Here is a 23,122-nt window from a genome sequence, read left to right on the forward strand (position 1 = left end):
CAGGATCATCAAGTGAACCGAACTGGGCACGCTGCCACAACGTGTAATCGACATACTGCACCGGCAACTCGGCCCACCCGGGAGCCTGCCCCGCGCACCGGCTCGCATAGGCCACACCCACATCGCGCACCAGCGGGCTGATCGACCACCCGTCGGCGGCGATATGGTGCACCACGACCGCCAACACGTGGTCGTCTTCGCCGAGACGGAAAAGCCTGGCACGTAGCGGGATTTCGTTGGCCAGATCGAACCTGTAGCGGGCTGTCTCACCGATCGCCTCATCCAGCCTGCTCGCCGGCCAGCCGCCGGCATCGATGACGTCCCAGCCGAAATCGGCGCTGCCCGCAGGTACCACCACCTGCTGCGGTAGCCCGTCGGGAGCCACGAAGACGGTGCGCAGGCTTTCATGGCGGCCCACCACGTCGGCAAGCGCCGCACCGAGGGCGTCGACATCAAGCGGTCCACTTAACCGCAACGCCGCCGAGATGTTGTAAACCGGTGAAGGACCCTGCAATTGGTCCAGGATCCACAACCGCTGTTGGGCAAACGACAACGGCACCACGGATGGCCGCTCCACCGGCCGCAACTGCTCCAACCGAGCCGCACCCACACCGATATGCGACGCCAATTGCGCCACCGTGGGCGCCTCGAACACCGCGCGCACCGACAGACCAGCATCCAGCGAAGTATTGATCGCCGCGATCAGGCGCATCGCCGACAGCGAATCCCCACCCAGGTCGAAGAAAGAGTCGTCGACCCCGACACGGTCCACCCCGAGGACTTGAGCGTAAATTCCGGCCAGGATCTCCTCAATAGCGTTGGCGGGGGCGCGATACCGAGCGCCCGTGTACTCAGGTATCGGCAGGGCGCGGATGTCGAGTTTGCCGTTGACGGTCAGCGGCAGCGCCTCCAACACCACCACCGCGGACGGGATCATGTAGGCCGGCAGCCTCTCGGCCAACTGCTCGCGGATCCGCGCCGGGTCGACGGCGCCGGTGACATAACCCACCAAGCGCTTGTCGCCGGGGCGATCCTCGCGCGCTACCGCCGCCGCGTGCTCCACCCCGTCGCAGTCGGCCAGGGCGGTTTGCACGTCGCCGAGCTCGATGCGATACCCGCGGATCTTGACCTGCTCATCAGCGCGGCTCACATAGGCGAGCTGCCCATCGGCGCGCCAGCGCACCAAATCCCCGGTGCGATACATCCTCTGCCCGCGAGCCCCGAACGGGCACGCCACAAACCGCGAACCAGTCAAGGCGGCCCGCCGCCAATACCCATACGTGACACCACGACCGGCGACATACAACTCGCCCGTCACCCCGGCGGGCACCGGGCGCAACCATCTGTCCAACACGAACAACGCCGCACCCGCCACCGGCGACCCGATCGGCGGCGCCCCCGACCCCGGCTTCAGCGGCGCGCTCAGCGCCGTATACCACGTCTCGCTCGGACCGTAGGCGTTGAGCATCACCCGTCCCGGCGCCCAGCGATCCACCACCTCGGCCGGACAGGGCTCACCGCCCACCAGCAAGGCCACCCCATCCAAATCCCGCGGCGACAACGTGGCTACGGCCGACGGCGTCTGATTCAAGACGCTGACTTGCTCACCGACCAGCAAGGCGTGGAAGTCTTCCGGTGAGCGCGCCACCGACTCGGGCACCATCACCAACCGCCCGCCTCGCAGCAGCGCGCCCCAGACCTCGAAGACCGAGACGTCGAAACCGTAGGAATGCCACTGTGACCACACCCCTGCCGCCGGCAGTCCGACGTCCAGCGAGTCGAACAGCTGGGTCACGTTGTGGTGGCTGACAGCCACACCCTTGGGAACGCCTGTAGTGCCCGAGGTGTAGATGACGTGGGAGAGATCGCCAGGGCGCGGCGACGGCATCGCCGTGCCCGATTGTGTATCGACGGAGGGGTCTTCGACGTCGATGACAGTCACATCGAACCCGTCCAGCCGCGAGCGCAGGTCCGCCGTGGTGATCGCGGCAATCGGCGCAGCGTCGGCAAGGATGACCGCAATTCGGGCGGCGGGCAATGCCGGGTCCATCGGCAGGTAGGCCGCCCCGCTCTTGAGCACCGCCAGCATGGCCACGATCGCATCGGCCGACCGCGAAAACAACAGCGCCACAAACTGTCCCAGGCCCGCACCGTGACCGGCCAGCAGGTGCGCCAACCGGTTCGCCGCCTCGTCGAGCTCCCGATAGGTCCACGAACGGTCGCCGCCTACCAACGCCACCGCATCCGGGGCTTGGCCCACCCGCGAGGCGAACAAATCCGGAATTGACACAGTGGCAGGTGTGACTGCGGTCAACACCGCCCGGTTACCGACCTCGTCCAACCGGGCACGCTCGCGCTCGTCGAGCAGATCGATCGACGACAACGACCGGCCCGGATCGACGGTCATGGCCGCCAACACCCGCTCGAACCGTTCGATCAAGGTTCCGATGCTGGACGCGTCGAACACATCGGTGCGAAACTCCACGTTCCCGCGGATCCCGGCGGGCTCCCCGGTTTCGGTCCAGTGTTCGGCAAGCGAGATCACCAAGTCCATTCGGGCCGTTTGGGTGTCGACGGGCAGCAGCGTGACCTCCAGATCCCCCAGGTTCAGTCCGGCCACGGGACCGCTCCGGTGCCCGGGGAAGTTCTGCCAAGTCAACAGCACCTGCACCAAGGGGTGATGGGCCAGGCTGCGCGTCGGATTGAGCCGCTCGACCAGAATCTCGAACGGCACGTCTTGGTGCTCGTAGGCGGCCAGGCTGCGCCGCCGCACCTGGGCCAGCAACTCGCCCACAGTTGGATCGCCGGCCAGGTCGACGCGCAGCACCAACGTGTTGACGAAAAATCCCACCAGCTCGTCGAGCACCGGATCGCGACGCCCCGCAATCGGAAACCCCACGGCCACATCGGAACTGGCGCTGAGCTTGGCCAACAATACTGCCAGTGCGGCCTGAACCAGCATGAAACTGCTCGCGTTGTGCTCACGAGCCACATTGCGCACCCGCTGCTGAAGCTCGGCCGGCCACTCCACCGTCACGCTGGCGCCGCGGTGATCAGCAACCGGCGGATAAGGCCGATCGGTCGGCAGCTCCAGCCGCTCGGGCATCCCGGCCAGGGCCTGTTCCCAATAGGCCAGCTGCGCGGCAATGGGGCTGTCCGGATCGTCAAACTCGCCGAACTGCGCCCGCTGCCACAGCGTGTAATCGACATACTGCACTGGCAACTCGGCCCACCCGGGAGCCCGGCCGGCGCACCTGCTGGCGTAGGCCGCACCCAAATCAGCGGCCAGCGGCCTCAGTGACCAGCCGTCGGCGGCGATATGGTGAACCACTACCGCGAGTACATGCTCGTCGTCGGCGACGCGGAAAAGAGTTGCCCGCAAAGGGATCTCGGTTGCCAGGTCGAACGTGTAGCGAACTGCCGACGTGATGGCATCCTGCAGCCGATTCACCGGCCACCCGGCGGCATCGATGACATCCCACCCGAATTCGGCCCGCTCAACCGGGGTGACCACCTGTCGGGGAATCCCCTCGGCCGCCACGAACAGCGTACGCAGGCTCTCGTGGCGGGCGACCACGTCGCCTAATGCGTGGTGCAGCGCGTCGTCATCCAGGTTGCCGCACAGCCGCAACGCGGCGGCGATGTTGTAGACCGGTGAGGGCCCCTGCAGTTGGTCGATGAACCACAACCGCTGCTGGGCAAACGACAACGGAATGAGCGCCGGTCGTTCCACCGGCCTCAACGGTTCAAGCCGACGCGCATCTCCACCGATACGAGACGCCAACTGAGCCACCGTCGGCGCCTCGAACACCGTACGCACCGCAAGACCGGCATCCAGGCTGGTGTTGATCGCAGCGATCAACCGCATGGCCGACAGCGAATCCCCACCCAGGTCGAAGAAGGAGTCGTCGACCCCGACGCACTCCAGCCCGAGAACTTGGGCATAGATGCCCGCCACGATCTCCTCGATAGCGTTGGCCGGCATGTGGGATGCACCACGGGTGTATTCGGGTGCCGGCAAGGCCCGCTTGTCGAGCTTGCCGTTGGGCGTGAGCGGCAATGAGTCGAGGGCCACCACCGCAGCGGGCACCATGTAATCCGGCAGCCGCTCCGCCAACTCTTCACGGACCTGTCCGGGGTCGGCGGTGCCGGTGATGTAGCCGACCAAGCGTTTGTCGCCGGGGCGGTCCTCGCGGGCGATCACCACCGCCTGCTGCACCCCATCCAGACCGCTTAGGGCCGACTGGATTTCGCCGAGCTCGATGCGATACCCGCGGATCTTGACCTGCTCGTCGGCGCGACCTAGATAGTCCAGCTGCCCGTCGTCGCCCCAGCGCACCAGATCCCCGGTGCGATACATCCGCGCCCCGGTGCCACCGAACGGGCACGCCACGAACCGCGCCGCCGTCAAAGCCGCCCTGCCCACGTACCCGCACCCGACCCCGGTGCCGGCCACATACAACTCGCCGACCGCACCCGGCGGCGCCGGGCGCAGCCAGGAATCGAGCACGAACAACGCCGCCCCGGGCACCGGCGACCCGATCGGCACTGTGCCCGACCCCGGCGTCAGCGGCCTACTCATCGACGCATACACCGTGGTCTCGGTCGGGCCGTAGGCATTGACCATCACCCGCCCCGGCGCCCACCGGTCCACCACCTCGGCCGGGCAGGCCTCCGCGGCGACCACCAACGTCGTCGACTCCAACCCCTCGGGCCTCAAAACACCTACTGCCGAGGGGGTTTGGCTTAACACACCGACGCGTTGGCTGACCAGCAGCTCGTGGAAGTCTTGCGGCGAGTGCGTCACCGGCTCCGGAACTACCAGCAACCGCCCCCCGTGCAGCAGGGCACCCCAGATCTCCCACACCGAGTAGTCGAAGGCATACGAATGACATTGCGTCCACACCTGTCCCGGCTCCGGCTGCAGAGCGGCGTCGCGTGAGTCGAATAACCGGGTGATGTTGTGATGGGTGACTGCCACCCCTTTGGGGGTACCGGTTGTGCCCGAGGTGTAGATGATGTGGGCGATGTCATCGGGGGCCGGCGCCGCAAGGGCGGTGCTCGGTTGCGCGCCAACACCGGGATCGTCGGCATCGATGACCGCCACGTTGCACCCGCCGAGTCGTGAGCGCAGGTCCGCGGTGGTGACCGCGGCGACGGGCGCGGCATCGGCGAGCATGAACGCGATGCGCGCCGCCGGCACCGACGGGTCGATCGGCAGGTAAGCGGCGCCGGTCTTCAAAACCGCCAAGATCGCCACGATCGCCTCGGCGGAGCGCGAAAACAGCAGCGCAACACATTGTCCCGGGCATGCGCCATGGCGGGCCAGGAGGTGCGCCAACCGGTTTGCGGCCTCGTCCAACTCGCGGTACGTCAACGAGCGGCCTTGGCAGCTGACCGCCACCGCATCCGGGGTGCGGGCCGCCTGCGCGGCGAACAACACCGGAACCGACTCGGGCGCGGGCGCGGGCTCGGTCAGAACCGCCCGGTTCCCCCACTCATCGAGGCGGGCGCGCTCACCGGTATCGAGCACATCGATCGACGACAACAACCGGCCCGGGTCGGCGGTCATCGCCACCAACACCCGCTGCAACCGCTCGACTAGATCGCGGGTTTCACAATTGGAAAACAACTGCCGGGGACCGGCGGTGTCGAGAAATAGCTCCTCACCACCCCGGATAAACCATAGTTCGAGCTGATCCTCGAATCCAGAATGGGTGACGACGCCCGATCCCGCAGCACTACCAAAATCCGCTAATCGCGTCGTAGGAATGAAATTAACAATGACCCGATTCGATGCCTCCCCGGATCCGCCAAGGCGAGCCTTTCTCTCCAGAATATGCACGGGGAACCGTTGATGGTGCAGTGCTTCCCGCATCCGCGTATCGACGTGCTGGCAAAACTCCGCAACCGAAGACTGAGGGGATGTCGCCAACACCAATGGCACCGTCCCCGACAACATGCCGGGCACGGTCGTTGTTTCCGGGCGCACGCGGCGGCTAACCGGGAAATCGAGCACCGCCTCCGAGCCCTCGACGTCACCGCCGTGAACCAAAAGTGCGCAGGCCGCAGTAATTACCGACGCCCGACGGACTCCCAACGCCTGCGATAGCCGACGCAGTTCGGCCACGACGACTGGGTCCAATTGAACCGGTACAGAAGACTCGGCCGGATCGCCGCAGGGCGCGGGCGCCAACCGGTAACGTGACGGGTTTTCCGCCGGAGGATTCCTCGCCCAATAAGCTTGATCATCGAGATAATCGCTGGAGCGTTCGTATTGTGATTCGCATTCGACCAGATCGTGCAGCGAGCCGAAGAAAGCCGGCGGAACCGGCGCACCGGAAGCCAGTGCAGAATAGACCGCCGCGATCCGATGACTAACCAGGGCGATGCCGATCCCGTCAATGACGATGTGATGGCAGCACACGAACAGATAAAATTCATCGACCGCTGTCTGGAATAACGCAAATTTGAACAGCGGGCCAGTGAGCGGCATCAGCGTACGCTGGATCGACGCCGCTAGCCGATAGGCGTCCCGAGCCGGATTCTGCGAGCCCGTGAGGTCATAGCGGGCAAGCTCAACCTCCGGGCAATCCACCGCCCGCTGGAAAACCTGCCCGTCGATCTCGAAAAAGACAGCCCTCAGCGGTTCGGCCTCGCGCACCACTTCCCGGACCGCCCGCTCGAGCAAATCAGGCTTTAGCGCGCCCTCGATGCGGCCAAGCATCCCCAGTTGCCACTTGGCGCCGGACTGCCCAGTTTCAGCCGCAAGCCATATGTCGAGCTGACCCCGCGTCAGCGGAAAGTATCGGCCGGAAACCTCCATTGGAAGTGCCCCCTACTAAACCCAATCGAAGGGCTCCCTGCGAGGGAGAACCCCATCTATGTATCACATTCCCGACCCCGCGCCAGCCTTTTATGCAAAACTCTTCGGCCCTAAATCGGACCGATTCTGCTCCACATACCCGTGGCGCTAAACAGCCGCCAGTCCACCACCAAAACATGAGCGACGGTCGCTCACATGCGGCGCCGTTCCCCATCGTCAACGAATTTGGCATCTGTTTGGTAAATAACCGAGCCGAAATGTCACCGAAGAGGAAATTGCGCAAGGCCTGGCGCGGACCCACCATCGCGGCCTGCCGCCGGAAACCTTCGAGCCGCTGGCAGCATAGGCACGAAAAGTACTGTGGCGCTTACTATCTGCGTCGCAGAGCAACCGGCCAGAGGTTAGTGATCCCCTGCGCCCCCCAAACAAGCTGAACGCCCGCAGCGCGGTACTGGTCGGCATGCCCCGAGGCTACCGCCGTGATGCATCAAGTCAAGATGCCCGCGAAACCTGATCCCTTGGGCATCGGGGTAAACATGTATTTTGTCCGGCCGATATCGCAACGTAACCTGTCGCTCATGCGATAATTTGCCGCATGTCAGATAACAAGCAATTCGTCGCGTGTCGGATAACAAAGCGGCCCTAATCGAGATCGTCCCGCAGCCTAAATTCCGCCATTTCTTTGAATCTGCTGTGTGCTCTGATTGCGCAATTTCCTCAGACCTCCCTTTTGCACCGCTGAGCACTCCAACCTCAAAACGTCTCCGACGGAGAGGACAGACGCAGCAAGGTAGTGTTCGGACCATGTGGGGCTCCGTACTGGGGTTGGCGCTCCTAGGGGCACTCCATCCGGTGCGTCTCGGTCTTACCCTCCTGATGATCTCCCGGCCACGGCCCGTGCTGAACCTGCTTGCCTACTGGCTCGGCGGCCTAACGGTGAGTGTTCCTGCCCTGCTTGTCCCGCTGATCGTCGTGCACTCCGCACCGATGTTTAAATCTGTTACTCACGAGTCGGCCACCTCGGCCAGCAGTTTCACCGTGCGGCACGTCCAAATTGGGATAGGTGTGTTTGCGCTATCGATCGCCGCGCTGATTACGGTGCGCTTCTTCGCGCGTCGGCGGGCGAAGGTGGTGACTCCGGCGAACAACCCGTCCGGCATGCCACCGGACCCCGCGACACCGATCGCAATCCGGCGGTTGCTCGGCCGCGCCCACACTGCCTGGGAAAGCGGATCCTTATGGATCGCATGGGTGATCGGCGTGGCATCGGTGTCGGTCGACGCGGTTCTCTTCGTGGCTGCAATCATCGTCGCCTCGGCAGCCGCGATCGGCACGCAGGCCACCGCAGCAGTCGCGTACGTCGTCGTGCTGTATGTGGTCGTCGAGGTCATCCTCGTCGCATATCTGGCCACTCCGGTGAAAACCGAAGCGGTGCTGCGGCGCCTGCACGACTGGGCGCTGGCTCACCGTCAGCAGGTTCTGGTAGCCATCTTCGCCGTGGTGGGGGTTTCGCAGGTGGCCCAGGGCGCCGGCATCGTCTGAGCCTGCGGCCCGTCATACGCCCTTGGGCCTGGTCCCGATCACCCCGGCCGATGCCAGCCGGGTGAGCTCTGCGTCGTCCAGCCCGCCCAGGCCGCGCAATATCTCGGCATTGTGCTCGCCCAGGGTGGGCGGCGCACGCAATAGCCACCGCGAGTGCCCGGCGAGCGGCGCGAACGGCGGACGCGGATACAGTGCCGTGCCGATCCGGGAATGTTCAAGCGACTCGAAGAACCCGCGGTCGTTCAGTTGCGGGTTGTCCGTCACCAGCGACGGCGATACCACCGGCGCGACGGGAATCCCTGCTGCGGCAAGGCTTTCCACGGCCGAACCCAATTCCCGGGCGGTGAACCACTCGGCCAGCCGACGATCGATGTCGTCGGCGCAATCCCGTCGGCCGGCCACCGTGGCAAGGCGCCCGTCGTCGCACCAGGACGGCCGCCCCATCAGCGCCGCCAGCGCACGCCACTGCGCGTCGGTGCTCACGGTCACGGCGATCCAATTGTCGTCACCGGCGCAGCGGTAGAGATTCTGGATGGCCATGCCGTGTCCGCGGTTGCCCCGTCGGCTCAGTGTCACGCCGAACACCTCGGCTTCCATCGGCTGAATTGCCGTGGCGTTCAACACCGTTTCGATCATCGGCAGCTCGACGAGTTGCCCTTCCCCGGTCCGTGCGGTGTGGTCGAGCGCCGCCAGCACCCCGAACGCCGCGTGGACACCGGCGAGCGGGTCGCAGGCGCCCCGCGGCGCGACCGGCGGACCGTCCGGCAACCCGGTCACCCAGGCCAGCCCGGCGATCTGTTCCATCGTCGGCGCGAAACCGACCCGGTCGCGCCACGGACCGTCCAGCCCGAATGCCGGCATGCGCGCCACGACCAGCCGCGGGTTCACCGCCAGCAGCGCATCCGCGGTAAGCCCGAAGTGGTCCATCACCCGCGGTGAGAAGTTTTCGATGACCACGTCCGCGCCGGCCACCAACGACGTGAAAAGATGACGACCGTCGTCTGATCCCAGGTCCAGGGTCACCGACCGCTTGTTGGTGTTCATCGCGTGAAACACCCAGCCGTACTCCCACCAGTCGTCGACGTCGGTGCGCATGCCACCCGAGTAGCGGATGCCGTCGGGACGCTGGATCGACTCGACCTTGACGACGTCGGCGCCGAACGCGGCAAGCAGATGCGTGGCGGCCGGGCCGGCCCAGAACGCGGTCAGGTCGACAATCCGGACGCCGTCGAGAGGCAGCGGACGAGCCGTTCCCGAGACCGCGGATTCGCGCTGGCTCCACGGGGATTCGTTGTCGGCTTCTCCGAGTACAGGTGCACTGCGGACCGTGGCGGGACGGCATCGCGACATCAGCCACGGGGTGCGCGGCTGGTGAAAGCCGGCCGGGTTGCGGATGAACACGCCGCGCTCGGTCATGTAGGCCATGTCGCGGATCGTCGAGCCGTTGCCCAGCGCCGCGATCGGCAGCCGGAACAGCTGGCCGAGTTCGACGATCTCGTCGACGGTACGTTCGGCCAGCCAGGGGCCGATCCGCTCACGGATGAAATCGCGGTATTCCCAACGGCCGATCTGGAATCGCAGCTGGGGGATCTCGGTCAGCTCGGGGCATTCCACCATCGCGGCGAAGTCCAGCCATTGTTGGCCAGTAACCATCGTGATCCCGACGTAGCCGTCCTTGGCCTGCTCGATCGAGGGCACCTCGACGGTGCGGGTAACCGGTGGCACCTGTAACAGCTGTGAGTGCAGCCATTCGCTGCTCTGCATCAGGGTGATCGCCTCGAGCATCGAGAGGTCGAGATGTTCGCCGGGTCCGCCGCCCTCGACGCGGCGGCGTATCGCCAGTGCGCCAAAGGCTGCGAACGCGCCGCCCATGTACTCCCCCAGCTCGCCGCCGATCGCGATCGGCGGCCCGGCGGGATCGCCGCGGAAACCGGTCGATCCGGCCCAGGCCTGCAGGGTGAATTCGCTTGCGGCGCGGTCGGTGTAGGGTCCTGTCCAGCCGAAGTCGGAGATCGTCACGACGACCGCTTGCGGACACCGCGCCAGCACGGCCTGCGGGTCGATGTCGAGTTCGGCGGCCCGTGACCGGTTTGCGGTGACCACCACCACGTCGGCGCCGGCCAGCTCGGCGCGGTACCGCTCGGAGTCCGGCGCGCAGGTCAGGCTGCGCTTGCCGGCATTGAGATAGCCGAACAAGGGTGAATCCGTAGCCGCCGGCGAGCAGCTTGCCGTGAACCGCCGCAACGGATCTCCTTGCGGCGGTTCGATTTTGCGGACTTCTGCGCCGGCGTCGGTCAGCAGCTTGCCGCAATAACTGCCCGCGATGCGGTCGCTGATCTCGACGACGCGCACGTCCTGCAACGGCGTCGGTCGGTGGTCCGGCCTCTCGTCCACCCTGGCTATTGTGCCATTACTGCTAAGATAGCCGGATGGTCGCCGCTGTGTCCTGCGTCGCTGCCGAGATCGGATGACCGCTTTGGGAATTGGGCCCGAGGCACGACGCCGCCTGTCCGCGCCGCGGATCGCCGAAATCGTCGCCGACGAGTTGCGCCGCCAGATCATCGACGGCGAATTGGCCGACGGCGACCTGCTGCCGCGCCAGGAAGTGCTCGTCGAGCAGTTCAACGTCAGCCTCGTCTCGCTGCGGGAAGCGCTGCGAATCCTGGAGACCGAAGGTCTGGTGTCGGTGCGGCGCGGCAACCGCGGCGGCGCCGTCGTCCACGCGCCGGCCAAGACCAGCGCCGCCTACATGCTGGGCCTGCTGCTGCAAAGCGAGTCGGTCGGCGTCGCCGATCTGGGCGCGGCACTGCTCGAACTCGAACCCGCCTGCGCAGCGCTGGCCGCGCAACGGCCCGACCGCGCCGACACGTTGGTGCCCGAGCTCAAACAGGTCAACGACGCGATGGCCGAGCATCTCGACGACGGGCCCGAATTCACCGAAATCGGCCGCCGCTTCCACGATCTCGTCGTGCGCGGCTGCGGCAACCGCACCATCATCGCCGTCGTCGGCACCCTTGAGACGCTGTGGAGCAGCCACGAACAGCAATGGGCCGACGAGAGCGCGGCACGCGGCACGTATCCGTCGCTGAGTCAGCGCCGCGCCGCGCTCAACACGCATGTCAAGCTCACCGAGATGATCGAGGCCGGCGACGTCGAGCGGGCCCGTCGCATCTCCGCGCGGCATCTCACCGACACCCAAAGCCACGTGCTGGCCGGCCGGACCGACCAACGCATCTATGCGCTGTCACCGCAGGCGTTGTCGCGCCCGCGGCCCGGGCCGTGAGGACCGCCCTCGTCACCGGCGGTAGCGGCGGGATCGGCAAGGCCTGCGCCGCAAAGCTGCGCGATCGCGGCTACGACGTGGTGCTCTCGGCCCGGCGCGAAGCCCCGCTGCGGGCGGCCGCCGAAGAGATCGGCGCGCGTTACCTGGTGGCCGACGCCTCGGATCCGGTCGGGTTCGAGCAGGCGATAAGCCCGCTGGAGACCATCGATCTCGTCGTGCACGCGGCCGGGACGCTCGGCGGCACCTACGCGCGCAAGCAGACCTTCGAGCAGTGGCAGGCCATCATCTCGGCCAACCTGGACTCGTGCTTCGTGGTGACCGCGGCGGTGCTGCCGCGGATGCCTGCCGGGTCGCGGCTGGTGTTCATCTCCTCGTCGGCGGCGCACGAACCGATGATGGCCCGCACGGCGTATTCCGCGTCCAAGGCCGGGATGAATGCGTTCGCCCGGGCGCTGGCCTTGGAGGTCGACCGGGACGGCATCGCCGTGCACATCGTGACGCCGGGACCGGTGGAAACCGAGATGCTGCAAGATGTTCCGTTCGAGATGTACGCGATCCAGGTCTCCGATGTGGCCGAGGCGGTCGCATGGCTGGACACCGTCGACCCGTCGGTGGATCTGCCCGAGATCCGGCTGAACGCCGTCCGCCGCGGCCCGTTCGCCCGCGACCCGGTGGTACCTACCGAGGCCCGCCGACGGCAACAACGGTGAGCAGACGCAGAATCGCACGATTCGGTCCCCGAATGTGCGATTCTGCGTCTGCTCGCGCTACCTGGTGATCACCGTTTCGCCGAATTCGTGCAGCGATTCCGGGGCGGCGAAGTCCGCGAACCACACGTAGAACCGGTCGACCCCCTGCGCGGCCAGTGCCGCGAAGTGTGCCCTGAGCTCCTCGGCGTCGCCGCAGACCAGGCCGTTGCCCAGGTATCCGAATCGCCGGGTGCTCACCTCGCGCACCGCCTCCGGGTCGACACCTCGGCGGACGAAACCCACCATCTGTTGCACCGATACCCGCGCCGAGCCGGCGGACGGGATCAACCGCGGCAGCCGGTCGAGGTGGTTGGCGGGCACGTTCCACCAATCGGCATGTCGACGAACAAGTTCCATCGTGCGGCGCCCGGTGCCACCGAGCAGCAGCGGAATCGGATGCGCCGGCCGCGGGTGCTGACTGGCCCAATACTGCGTGAGCAGATCGAGATGACGCCCGAGCTGCTCGACCCGGGCGACCGGATCCTGCTGGCCGACACCGAATTTAGCAAACTCGTCGGGCCACGAGCCGGAACCCAGACCGAGCTCGAATCGCCCGCCGGAGGCCGCAGACAATGTGACCGCTTGCTTGGCCAGCACCGCGGGATGGCGGAATGCGTCGCACAGCACCAGGTGCCCGATCCGTAGCTGCTCGGTCTTGGCCGCCACCCAGGTGGCGATACCCATTGCCTCCCAGATGCTTTCGTCGGGAAGCCCGGGTGCCTCGAGATGGTCGATGAACGCGATCCCGTCGAACCCGCCGGCCTCGGCGTGCCGCGCCCGTTCGACGATGTCGGCGATCGGCAATCGCACCTGCGGCAGGAACAGAAACCACTCGGTCATGGCTGACCACCATACGCAGCCCGGCGCTCGTGCCTACCTTGCTATCTTTGCTATGTTAGGCGTGTTATGGATGTGGGGCTGACTTCTGCGCAACTGGCGCTGCGCGACAGCGTGCGCGACGTGCTGCGCGCGGAGTGCCCGCCCGGGGTTGCCCGGCAAGCGATGACCGATCCCGAGTGCTGGCGTGCGGTGTGGAAGACGGTTGTCGACCTTGGCTGGACCGAGCTCGCGGCCCCCGACTCCGACTTCGGCCGCCTCGACTTGGCCGCGGTGCTGGAAGAGTGCGGAGCGGCCATTGCGCCGATCCCGCTGCTGGCCGGCGTCGGACTGGCCGGGGGCGTGCTGCGTGCCGCCGGTATCGACGACGTTCTGCGGGACATCAGCGACGGCGTCGTCGCCACCCTGGCCGTGCACCCGCCCGGGCATCGGCTGCCCAGTGTGCCAATGACGCTGCAACAAGGACGTCTGCGTGGCCGTGCGGTTGCCGTGCCCTGGGCTTCGAGCGCGGAACTGGTCGTCACGCTGGCCGAGTCCCCGGACGGGGTCGTGGCCGCCGTGCTGCGCGCGGGCGACGGCGTCACGGTGACGCCGGGCGACTGCACCGATCCCGCCCAACCTGTCGCCGACGTCGACATCGACACCACACCGCTGGCCGCCGCACAGGTCGACGTCGAATCCGCTTTAGCCACACCGCTACTCGCTGCCGCCGCCGACCTGGTCGGCGTCGCGGGCGCCGCGCTTCACCGCTCGGTCGAGCATGCGAAATCGCGGCAGCAGTTCGGCAAGCCGATCGGCGCCTTCCAGGGTGTCAAGCACGCGCTGGCCGACAACTACGTCGCCGTGGAGCGAGCCCGCAGCCTCACGTACGCGGCCGCCGCCCGTCCCGGCTCGTGGACCGCCGCAGCGCTGGCCAAAGCCGCCGCCGGCGACGCGGCGGTCGGCTGCTGTCGCACCGCGGTCCAGGTGCACGGCGCCATCGCGCAAACCTGGGAGCACGACATCCATCTATATCTGCGCCACGCCTGGCAGGGCGCCGCCGCGCTGGGCGACAGCCGTGCGCTCTACCACGAGGTGGGCCGCCGGTTCGTAAGAGGCGCCGCATGAGTGACGTGGTCGCCGAGTTCGGCGCCTGGTTGACGGATTTTCTGCCGGACGACTACTACACCCGGTATCGCGAATACCGCTGGGATCTGGGGCTGCGCCGCGACTATCAGCGGGCCTGCTTCGAGGCCGGATGGCTACAGCCGACCTGGCCGCGCGAGCACGGCGGCCGCTCGCTGGGCCTTCGCGACGCGATGGAGATCCGGCTCGAGGCGGCCACGCGGTCGGCGCCGAAACTGCCGAACATCGCCGGCCCCAACGTCGCCGCCCCGGCGATTCGCCAGTTCGGCACGCCCGAGCAGATCGAACGGCTACTGGTTCCGCTGCTGCGCGGCGACGAGTGGTGGGCGCTGGGAATGTCCGAACCGGAAGCCGGTTCGGACTTCGCCGGATTGCGCACCCGCGCCGAGCGCGACGGCGACGTGTTCCGGGTCAACGGCCACAAGATCTGGACCACCCAGGCACACCTGTCGCAGTGGTGCACGCTGTACGCCCGCACCGACCCGCAGGCCCCCAAGCATCGCGGCATCTCCTGTCTGATCCTCGACCTGCAGTCACCCGGCGTGCGCATCGAACCCATCCGGATGGCGTCGATCTCCGACGAGACGTTCTGCGAGGTCTTCCTCGACGATGTCGAGGTCCCGGTTGCCAATCTGCTGGGCCCGTACAACGGCGGCTGGGACGTTGCGCTGGCGTCGCTGCACCATGAACGCCAGATGATCTGGATCATGAACTGGGTCGAGATCCAGCGCGGCCTCCAATCCACCCGCGAGCGTGCATGTTTGTACGGCGACACGCCGGACGGCGACGTACAAACACGCACGCTCGCGCCGGAGTTGGTCGAGCTCGGCTCACTGCTCGCCGACGCCGAAGCGCTGCGGGCCACCGGCTACCGAGCCCTGCACAACGAGCTCGAAAACAGGCCCAGCCCCGAAGCCGACATCCTCAAGCTGCTCGGATCGGTTACCCTGCAACGGGTTTGGGAACTGAGCGCCGCGGCAGCCGGTCCCTCGTCGAGCATCGATCCCGACCTGCTCTTCGAACGCCAGGACGCGCTGGCGGCGACGATCTACGGCGGCACCTCCGAGATCCAGCGCAACATCATCGCCGAGCGGTTGCTCGGATTGCCGAAGGGATGAGCATGGATTACGACCTCGGCCCCGACGCCGCCGACCTCAGAAAACGACTGCGGGACTTGATTTCCAAGCACATCCCCGAAGGCTTCCTGGGTGCGTGCACCGACGACCCGCGCGATCTGGCGACCACCGAGTCGTTCTGCAAGCTGCTCGCCTCCGACGGGTTGCTGGCGCTGGCCTGGCCGAAAGAACACGGTGGCGGCGGCGGCTCGATCTGGCAACAGACCGTGCTGCGCGAGGAAATGTGGGCCCACCACGAGCCGCGCGGCGCGCAGTACATGGGCATCAACTGGGTCGGCCCGGCGTTGATGCGCTACGGCACGCCGGAGCAAAAGCAACGCCACCTGTCGGCTATCGCCGCCGGCGAAGTGATCTGGTGCCAAGGCTTTTCCGAACCGGAAGCCGGCACCGATCTCGCGTCGCTGCGCACCCGCGCGGTGCCCGACGGCGACGGATGGCGGGTCACCGGGCAGAAGGTGTGGACGTCGTATGCGCAGATGGCGTCGTGGTGTGTGCTGGCGGCCTGCACCGACCCCGACGCGCCGAAACCCAAGCGGCTCACCCTGTTTCTCGTCCCGATGGACCGGCCCGGCATCACCGTGCGGCCGATCCGCTCGATGCTCGGGCCGCATCACCTCAACGAGGTCTTCCTCGACGACATGCATGTATCCCCCGACGAGGTGCTCGGCGAGGTCGGCGACGGATGGCGGGTGATGCGCGAGGCGCTGGCATTCGAACGCGTCGGAATCGCGCGGTATGCCCGCTGCGAATCGCTGCTCATGCGCATGCAGACCGAGCTCGGCGACGACTGGGACCGGCTGCCCGAGTCGATCCGCACCCGCTGGGTGCGGGCGCTGGTCGACCTGCGGGTCGCCCGGCTGCTGGCCTACCGGGCGGTGTCGCTGCAGGACGACCCCGCGGCCGGCGCGGCCGCCAGCGCCGCCCGCATCGCCACCACCACCTGCGATCAGCAGGTCGCCGAGCTGCTGTTCGACGTGCTGGGTCCCACGGCGCTGGACAGCGGCACCACAGCGCCGCTGCACGGCGCCGCCGAGGACCACTGGCGCTACGCCCAGGCGGCCACCGTGGCGTCGGGCACCATCGAAGTGCAGCGCATGCTGGTCGCCCGCGACGTATTAGGGGAACATCGGTGAATACCGCTCTGCCGGAAGACATTAGCGAGTTCGCCGCCGTCGCGGCCAAGCGGCTGACACGGTTCGGCGGCCCACAGGCCGCGCTGCGCGCCGAGACCGATGACGAAATCCGGTCCAACGCGCGCAAAGCCCTGGCCGACGTCGGCGCCTTCGACCTCGACGCCCGCTCCGGGCCCGACGACCTGCTGGCCGCCGCCGTGCTCTGCCGCGCCGCCGGCGCCGCCGCGCTGCCCTACCCGCTGATCGAGGAGTTGCTGGCCATCGACGGCGCCCGGCTGGCGCTGGTCAACCCGGCGGCGCCCCGGATCGACCACGGCGATCTGCCCGGCGAATGGATCGCCTCCGACCTCGACGGAAACCGCTACCGTCCGCGGCCGTCGCCTCGCACCAACGCCAAGCTCGGCCCGTTTTTGGTGCCGGCCGCACTCAGCGAACCCGACGGCATGGTGCCGGCCGCCGACGTCGATGTGCACCTGGTGCTCGGGTCGTGGCGGATCCTCGGCGCCGTGCAGCAGCTGCTGCAGATCACTTGCGAGCACGTCCGCAGCCGGATCCAGTTCGGCAAGCCGCTGGCCGACTTCCAGGCCGTCCGGTTCGCGGTCGCGGACGCCTCGGTCGCCGCACGCGGGCTCGACGAACTCGCCAAATACACCATCTGGCGCGTCAATTCGGTACCGGCACAGGTACGCTCGGCGGATGCAACGATGCTACGGCTCAAGGCCGCCGACACCGCGCGGCAGATGTTGCGGACCTCGCACCAGCTGCTCGGCGCGCTGGGTTTTTGCGACGAGTCCGACGTCAGCGTGCTCGACCGGCACACCCAGCCGCTCATCCGGTTGCCGGTGAGCACCGAAGTGCTTGCGCTGCGGTTGATGCCCGACGTGCGCAGCGGTGCCTTGGAAACGCTGTTCACGGTGCCGGCATGAGCGCCGAGCGCGTCGTGATTCAGGAAGAAGGAGTGCCGTTCGGGCGGCGGCTCCACCAGCTCGCGCAGGAACTCGGCGACCAGCCCGCCGTGACGACGCTGGCACCCGACGGAACCGCACGCACACTGAGCTTCGCCGAGCTCGACACTCGAGCCAATCGGTGGGGCCGGGCGCTGGCGGCCGAGGGCGCGGATACCGGTTCGCTTGTCGCGCTGGCGATTCCCAATTCCCAGGAGCTGATTCTCGCGGCCCTGGGCTGCTGGAAGATCGGCGCGGTCCCGGTGCCGATGCGCTGGGATCTGCCCGACTGGGAGCGCTCCCGCGTGCTCGGCGTGATCGACGCGGCCGTCGTCGTCGACGAACAGAGCAGGGAGAAGCTGGCAGCCAAAGCCGAAGGCCTGTCGGCGGATCCGCTGCCCACCGTCGTCTCCCCCACCGTCAACGGCATCTGCAGCAGCGGGTCGACCGGACTGCCCAAGGTGATCCTCAACCTGGCGCCGGCGCTGTGGACGCCGCTGCTGTCCACACCGTTTCTGGCGGCATGGGCACCAGTGGACCTGCCGCAGACGATTCTGGTCCCGGGCCCGATGTATCACACCAACGGCTTCGCCCCGCTGAGCAACCTGCTGGGCGGCGACCGGCTGGTGGTGCTGGAAAAGTTCGACGCCGCAAGGGTTGTCGACGCAATCGAGCAGTATCGGATCACCAACTTCACCGCCACACCGACGATGCTCAGCCGCATCGCCGCGCTACCCCACATCGACCGCCGCGACCTGTCGAGCGTGGTGTGGATCCTGGCGGGCGCCGCGGTGATGCCGCACGCGTTGATGCGCACCTGGTTCGGCCTGCTGTCCCCCGAACAAATCGTGATGGCCTACGGGATGACCGAGAACCTCGGGCTCACCGCGTTGCGCGGGGACGAGTGGCTGGCCCACCCGGGCAGTGTCGGACGCGGCTTCCGCGACACCGAAATCCGGATCCTCGACCCGCAGGGCAATGCGCTGCCGCCGGGCCAGCTCGGCGAGATCTACCTGCGTGCCCCGATGAGCGCGGGCTATCGCTACCTGGGCGGGGCGCCGCCGCTGCCGTCGACACCCGGCGGGTTCCGGTCCGCCGGCGACATCGGTCACCTCGACGCCGACGGCTACCTCTACGTCGCCGACCGCCGCGCCGACATGATCATCACCGGCGGCGCCAATGTCTTTCCGGCAGAAGTGGAATGCGCGCTCGCCGAACACGACCAGATCGCCGACGTCGTCGTCATCGGGCTGTCCGATCCGCAGTGGGGGCGACGGGTGCACGCCGTGGTGCAAGCCACGGCGCCGCTGACCGAGCAGCAGGTGATCGACTTCGCGAAGACCCGCCTCGCTGCCTACAAGGTGCCCAAGACGGTCGAGTTCGTCGACGAGATACCCCGCACCGCGGCCACCAAAATCAACCGCTCGGCGATGATCGAAGCCCGCGGCGGCTGAACACTCAGGCGTCGACTCGGGCGAATTGACCCTGCCGATACTGCTCGACGCAGCTCGCCCGCCGCACCTTGCCGCTGGTGGTGATCGGTATCGAACCCGGCGGCACCAGAACAAGATCCGCGACGGCGAGGCCGTGCACGTTGGAGATCGCCGAGGTGACTTCGCCCTTGACGGCGGCGAGCTTGGCCGCCGCTTCCTCCTCGGAGTCGCCGCGCTTCTTGGCTTCGACGATGACGACCAGCTTCTCGGTGTGCTCGTCGGGAACGGCGATTGCCGCGCAGCGGCCCCCGCTGATCTCCTGGACGGTGGCCTCGATGTCGTCGGGAGAGTGGTTGCGCCCGTAGACGATCAGCAGGTCCTTGATGCGGCCGATGATGAACAGCTCGTCGTCGAAGAGGAACCCCGAGTCGCCGGTCCGCAGCCACGGCCCCTCGGGCGTACCCTCCGAGGGAGCGACAAGCCTTCCGTCGAACGTGTTCTCGGTCTCCTGCGGTTTTTGCCAATATCCCATCGCGACGTTGTCGCCGTGCACCCAGATCTCACCGACCGTCCCCGCCGGGCACTCGACACGGGTGTCGGGATCGACGATGCGGACCATCGGTGAGCTCGGCAACCCGTAGCTGACCAGCGGTGTGCCGCTGCCGCTTTCGCAGCGCTCCGCCTTGCCGGCGGTCAGCTTTTCGGATTCGAACCGCACGATGGTCGCAGGTTCGGTAGCCGTCGGCGTCGCGACGTACACCGTTGCCTCCGCGAGCCCGTACGACGGGCGGATCACCTGCTCGCGCAGGTTGAACTTGGCGAACCGTTGGGTGAACCGCCGCAGCGTGGCCGGGTGCACCCGTTCGCTACCGGTGGCGATGACGAGGACGTCGGAGAGATCGAACCCGGCCATGTCCTCGTCCGATGTCTTGCGCGCAGCCAGCTCGAACGCGAAGTTCGGTGCGGCCGAGTACGCGCGAGAGTTGCTTGCCATCAACTGCATCCACCGGGCCGGCCGCTGCAAAAAGGCGACGGGGCTCATCAGCACAGCGGGCTTGCCGGTCATGATCGGCGCGCAAATTCCCAGATACAAACCCATGTCGTGATAGAAGGGCAGCCAGGACACAATCGTGGTGTCCGTCGGGGGTACTCCTCCGTATTGCGGAAAGTAGGCCGCCATAATCTGTTCGAAATTGGCCAGGATGTTTCGGTGCGACATCACGACCCCCGCCGGGACACGGGTCGACCCCGACGTGTATTGCAAATACGCTGTGCTCGGGTGATTTTCGGGGCCCGGGCCGGACGAGCCGCGGGCGTCCAGATCCAGCGAGTCGACTTCGATGATGGACGGCGCGCATTCGCCGGACTCCGACTTGACGTACTGGGTCACGGTGCCGGCGATTGCGGACGTCGTGAGAATGACCGACGGCGAGGCGTCGCGCAGCACAGAACTCACCCGCTCGTCGCTGACGCCGCCCAGCGGAACCGAAAGGGGAACCGCGATCTGTCCGGCTTGTAATGCGCCGAGAAACGCGACAATGTACTCGAGGCCCTGCGGTGCGACGACGAGAGCGCGGTCACCCGTCGACCCGCGAGGTTCGAGTTCCCGCGCAAGATTGCGGGTCCGCCGATACAGCTGCGCCCACGTCAGGCTGTGCGCAACCCCGGACCAGTCCTGCTCGTAGTCGATATAGGTCACTGCCGTGTCATCGGCCTGCAGGCCGGCGCGCTCGTGCAGCAAGTCCAAGATGGTCTCCACCACGGGCGTCACGTTACCGCGACCGATGCCGCCATACGGTCGAAAAGTTCATCTCCGTTGACGACCATTCGGCGCAGGCACGGACGCCTCCCCAGGTCAGGCGACTAGTGCCGCGTCGTCCTCGGTATTATTTTTGCTGGCACTGGTAGTGGAAAGTTGTGTTGTAGAACGGAAGTCACATGACTGCACACGTGGAGCAGTTGGAGTTTCAGGCCGAGGCACGCCAACTGCTAGATCTGCTGGTCCATTCGGTCTACTCCAACAAGGACTCGTTTCTGCGGGAGTTGATCTCCAACGCCTCAGACGCACTGGACAAGCTGCGGCTAGAAGCGCTGCGCAACAAGGACCTCGATGTCGACACCTCCGATCTTCACATCGAGATCGAGACCGACAAGGAAGCGCGCATCCTGACCGTGCGCGACAACGGCATTGGTATGACGCGCGACGAGGTGGTGGATCTGATCGGCACCCTGGCCAAGTCGGGCACCGCGGAGCTGCGCCAGAAGCTGCGTGAGGCCAAAAACGCCGCCGCATCCGAGGAGCTGATCGGTCAGTTCGGGATCGGGTTCTATTCGACGTTCATGGTGGCCGACAAGGTCGAGCTGCTCACCCGCAAGGCCGGTGAGAGTGCGGCTACGCGCTGGGTGTCCAGCGGTGACGGCACCTACAGCATCGAGTCCGTCGATGACGCCCCGCAGGGGACGTCGGTGACGCTGCACCTCAAGCCGGAGGACGCCGAGGACGGCCTGCACGACTACACCTCGGAGTGGAAGATCAAGGAGCTGGTCAAGAAGTACTCCGACTTCATCGCGTGGCCGATCCGGATGGAGGTCGAAATACGCACCCCCGCCAAAGAGGAGGGCGGCGAAGAGCAGGTCACCATCGAGACGCAGACCCTCAACTCGATGAAGGCGCTGTGGGCCAAGTCCAAGGACGAGGTCTCCGACGAGGAGTACAAGGAGTTCTACAAGCACATCGCGCATGCCTGGGATGACCCGCTGGAGGTCATCGCGATGAAGGCCGAGGGCACGTTCGAATACCAGGCGCTGCTGTTCATCCCCACGCATGCCCCGTTCGACCTGTTCAACCGCGACGCCAAGGTCGGGGTGCAGCTGTACGTCAAGCGGGTCTTCGTGATGGGCGACTGCGACCAGCTGTTGCCGCACTACCTGCGCTTCGTCAAGGGCGTCGTCGACGCACAGGACTTGTCGCTCAACGTGTCCCGCGAAATCCTGCAGCAGGACCGGCAGATCGCCGCCATCCGTCGCCGGCTCACCAAGAAGGTCCTCACGGCCGTCCAGGACATCCAGTCGCAGCGACCGGACGACTACCGCACGCTGTGGACCCAGTTCGGCCGGGTGCTCAAAGAAGGCCTGATGTCGGACTACGACAACCAGGACACGCTGCTGCGCATCTCGTCGTTCGCCTCCACCCACAGCGACGAGCAGCCGACCACCCTGGCCGAGTACGTCGAACGCATGAAGGACGGTCAGGAGCAAATCTTCTACGCCACCGGCACGTCGCGTGACCAGCTGCTGAAGTCGCCGCACCTGGAGGCGTTCAAGGCCAAGGGCTACGAGGTGCTGCTGCTCACCGACCCCGTCGACGAGCTGTGGGTCGGATCGGTGAGCGAGTTCGACGGCAAACCGCTGCAGTCGGTGGCCAAAGGCGAGGTGGACCTCGACTCCGAGGACGAAAAGAGCGAGGCCGAACGCGAGGAGCAGGAGAAGGAGTTCGCCGGCCTGCTGGCCTGGCTGACCGAGACCCTCAGCGATCACGTCAAGCAGGTGCGGTTGTCGACCCGGCTGACCGAGTCGCCGGCCTGCCTGATCACCGACGCCTTCGGCATCACTCCGGCGCTCGCCCGCCTCTACCGGGCCTCCGGGCAAGTGGTGCCGGCCAGCAAACGCATCCTGGAACTCAATCCCCACCATCGGCTGGTGACCGGTCTGCAGCAGGCCCACAAGGAGCGCGGCGGGGAGGATCCCTCACTGGCCCAAACCGCCGAATTGCTCTACGGCGCCGCCCTTCTCGCCGAAGGCGACATACCCGAGGACCCGGCAAAGTTCGCCGCACTGCTCGCCGACCGTCTCACTCGCACCGTATAGGGCATGTCCCCGGATTCGGCGTACCCGAGCAAACATCACGGCTGGATAACGGTTCCCTCGAACACCTACATCTTCGGCAGGTGCGTAATAGCGTCGCGACTGCCACTTACGTCGCTGACGTGCATGAAAGCCCCATAACACGGGTAACGGCATCAATTGACATATGACGTTGGCACCCCGGGGGGTCGAGGAACGCCACGGTTCGAGTCACGCGGCGGTCCAAGCCACCCCAGTCGTTGCAGGAGGC

13 protein-coding genes are annotated in these 23,122 nt (G+C 66.7%); 9 read left to right on the forward strand and 4 right to left on the reverse strand.

All coding sequences use genetic code 11. From position 1 onward, the window contains the following. Positions 1–6,826, reverse strand: a 6,826-nt coding sequence (locus AWC14_RS16595; protein ID WP_142281729.1) for a non-ribosomal peptide synthetase, incomplete at its 3' end; no start/stop codon positions are given. A 621-nt stretch (positions 6,827–7,447) separates the two neighbouring features. Here AWC14_RS16595 and AWC14_RS16600 point away from each other — a divergent pair. Then, on the forward strand, positions 7,448–8,368 hold the full coding sequence (locus AWC14_RS16600; protein ID WP_235215799.1) for a GAP family protein: 921 nt from the start codon (positions 7,448–7,450) through the stop codon (positions 8,366–8,368). 12 nt (positions 8,369–8,380) lie between these two features. Here the strand turns inward: AWC14_RS16600 and AWC14_RS16605 are convergent, their stop codons facing one another. Continuing rightward, entirely contained in the window at positions 8,381–10,762 is a 2,382-nt protein-coding gene (locus AWC14_RS16605; protein WP_235215798.1) for a CaiB/BaiF CoA-transferase family protein, read from the reverse strand. 73 nt (positions 10,763–10,835) lie between these two features. Between AWC14_RS16605 and AWC14_RS16610 the strand changes: the two genes are divergently transcribed. Then, on the forward strand, positions 10,836–11,651 hold the full coding sequence (locus AWC14_RS16610; RefSeq protein WP_045373762.1) for a FadR/GntR family transcriptional regulator: 816 nt from the start codon (positions 10,836–10,838) through the stop codon (positions 11,649–11,651). Next, positions 11,648–12,361 (forward strand): SDR family oxidoreductase, encoded by a 714-nt coding sequence (locus AWC14_RS16615; RefSeq protein ID WP_045373757.1) that lies wholly within the window; start codon positions 11,648–11,650, stop codon positions 12,359–12,361. The genes AWC14_RS16610 and AWC14_RS16615 overlap by 4 nt, the downstream gene beginning before the upstream one ends. A 57-nt stretch (positions 12,362–12,418) precedes the next feature. Here the strand turns inward: AWC14_RS16615 and AWC14_RS16620 are convergent, their stop codons facing one another. After that, the gene (locus tag AWC14_RS16620; protein WP_045373754.1) at positions 12,419–13,240 is read right to left on the reverse strand and encodes an LLM class flavin-dependent oxidoreductase; all 822 of its coding nucleotides are present in this window, start codon (positions 13,238–13,240) and stop codon (positions 12,419–12,421) included. Between the two features lie 66 nt (positions 13,241–13,306). On the opposite strand from AWC14_RS16620, the gene AWC14_RS16625 reads away from it, so the two are divergent. The 5 genes from AWC14_RS16625 to AWC14_RS16645 are packed head-to-tail and all read left to right on the forward strand — an operon-like array spanning position 13,307 to position 19,029. Then, positions 13,307–14,344, forward strand: coding sequence for an acyl-CoA dehydrogenase family protein (locus tag AWC14_RS16625; RefSeq protein WP_045373750.1), 1,038 nt, complete (start codon positions 13,307–13,309; stop codon positions 14,342–14,344). After that, positions 14,341–15,480, forward strand: coding sequence for an acyl-CoA dehydrogenase family protein (locus AWC14_RS16630; protein WP_045373747.1), 1,140 nt, complete (start codon positions 14,341–14,343; stop codon positions 15,478–15,480). Before AWC14_RS16625 ends, AWC14_RS16630 begins: the two co-directional genes overlap by 4 nt. Positions 15,481–15,482: 2 nt before the next feature. Further along, the gene (locus AWC14_RS16635; protein WP_045373744.1) at positions 15,483–16,631 is read left to right on the forward strand and encodes an acyl-CoA dehydrogenase family protein; all 1,149 of its coding nucleotides are present in this window, start codon (positions 15,483–15,485) and stop codon (positions 16,629–16,631) included. Beyond that, positions 16,628–17,557 (forward strand): acyl-CoA dehydrogenase family protein, encoded by a 930-nt coding sequence (locus tag AWC14_RS16640; RefSeq protein WP_045373741.1) that lies wholly within the window; start codon positions 16,628–16,630, stop codon positions 17,555–17,557. Before AWC14_RS16635 ends, AWC14_RS16640 begins: the two co-directional genes overlap by 4 nt. Next, a complete protein-coding gene (locus tag AWC14_RS16645; protein ID WP_045373738.1) occupies positions 17,554–19,029 on the forward strand; it encodes a class I adenylate-forming enzyme family protein in 1,476 nt (491 codons plus the stop codon). Before AWC14_RS16640 ends, AWC14_RS16645 begins: the two co-directional genes overlap by 4 nt. Positions 19,030–19,033: 4 nt before the next feature. Here the strand turns inward: AWC14_RS16645 and AWC14_RS16650 are convergent, their stop codons facing one another. Continuing rightward, a complete protein-coding gene (locus tag AWC14_RS16650; protein ID WP_045373735.1) occupies positions 19,034–20,770 on the reverse strand; it encodes an AMP-binding protein in 1,737 nt (578 codons plus the stop codon). Positions 20,771–20,946: 176 nt separating this feature from the next. Between AWC14_RS16650 and htpG the strand changes: the two genes are divergently transcribed. Beyond that, a complete protein-coding gene (gene htpG / locus AWC14_RS16655) occupies positions 20,947–22,875 on the forward strand; it encodes a molecular chaperone HtpG (protein WP_057003479.1) in 1,929 nt (642 codons plus the stop codon). The last annotated feature ends 247 nt before the right edge of the window (positions 22,876–23,122 follow it).

This window comes from Mycobacterium kyorinense (assembly GCF_002101735.1).
Classification (GTDB): domain Bacteria; phylum Actinomycetota; class Actinomycetes; order Mycobacteriales; family Mycobacteriaceae; genus Mycobacterium; species Mycobacterium kyorinense.

What these genes read in the sequence shown, in the direction of transcription:
- AWC14_RS16610 (WP_045373762.1), top strand. Translation starts at nt 10,836, where the DNA reads ATGACCGCTTTGGGAATTGGGCCCGAGGCACGACGCCGCCTGTCCGCG.
- AWC14_RS16620 (WP_045373754.1), bottom strand. Translation starts at nt 13,240, where the DNA reads ATGACCGAGTGGTTTCTGTTCCTGCCGCAGGTGCGATTGCCGATCGCC.
- AWC14_RS16625 (WP_045373750.1), top strand. Translation starts at nt 13,307, where the DNA reads ATGGATGTGGGGCTGACTTCTGCGCAACTGGCGCTGCGCGACAGCGTG.
- AWC14_RS16630 (WP_045373747.1), top strand. Translation starts at nt 14,341, where the DNA reads ATGAGTGACGTGGTCGCCGAGTTCGGCGCCTGGTTGACGGATTTTCTG.
- AWC14_RS16635 (WP_045373744.1), top strand. Translation starts at nt 15,483, where the DNA reads ATGGATTACGACCTCGGCCCCGACGCCGCCGACCTCAGAAAACGACTG.
- AWC14_RS16645 (WP_045373738.1), top strand. Translation starts at nt 17,554, where the DNA reads ATGAGCGCCGAGCGCGTCGTGATTCAGGAAGAAGGAGTGCCGTTCGGG.
- htpG (WP_057003479.1), top strand. Translation starts at nt 20,947, where the DNA reads ATGACTGCACACGTGGAGCAGTTGGAGTTTCAGGCCGAGGCACGCCAA.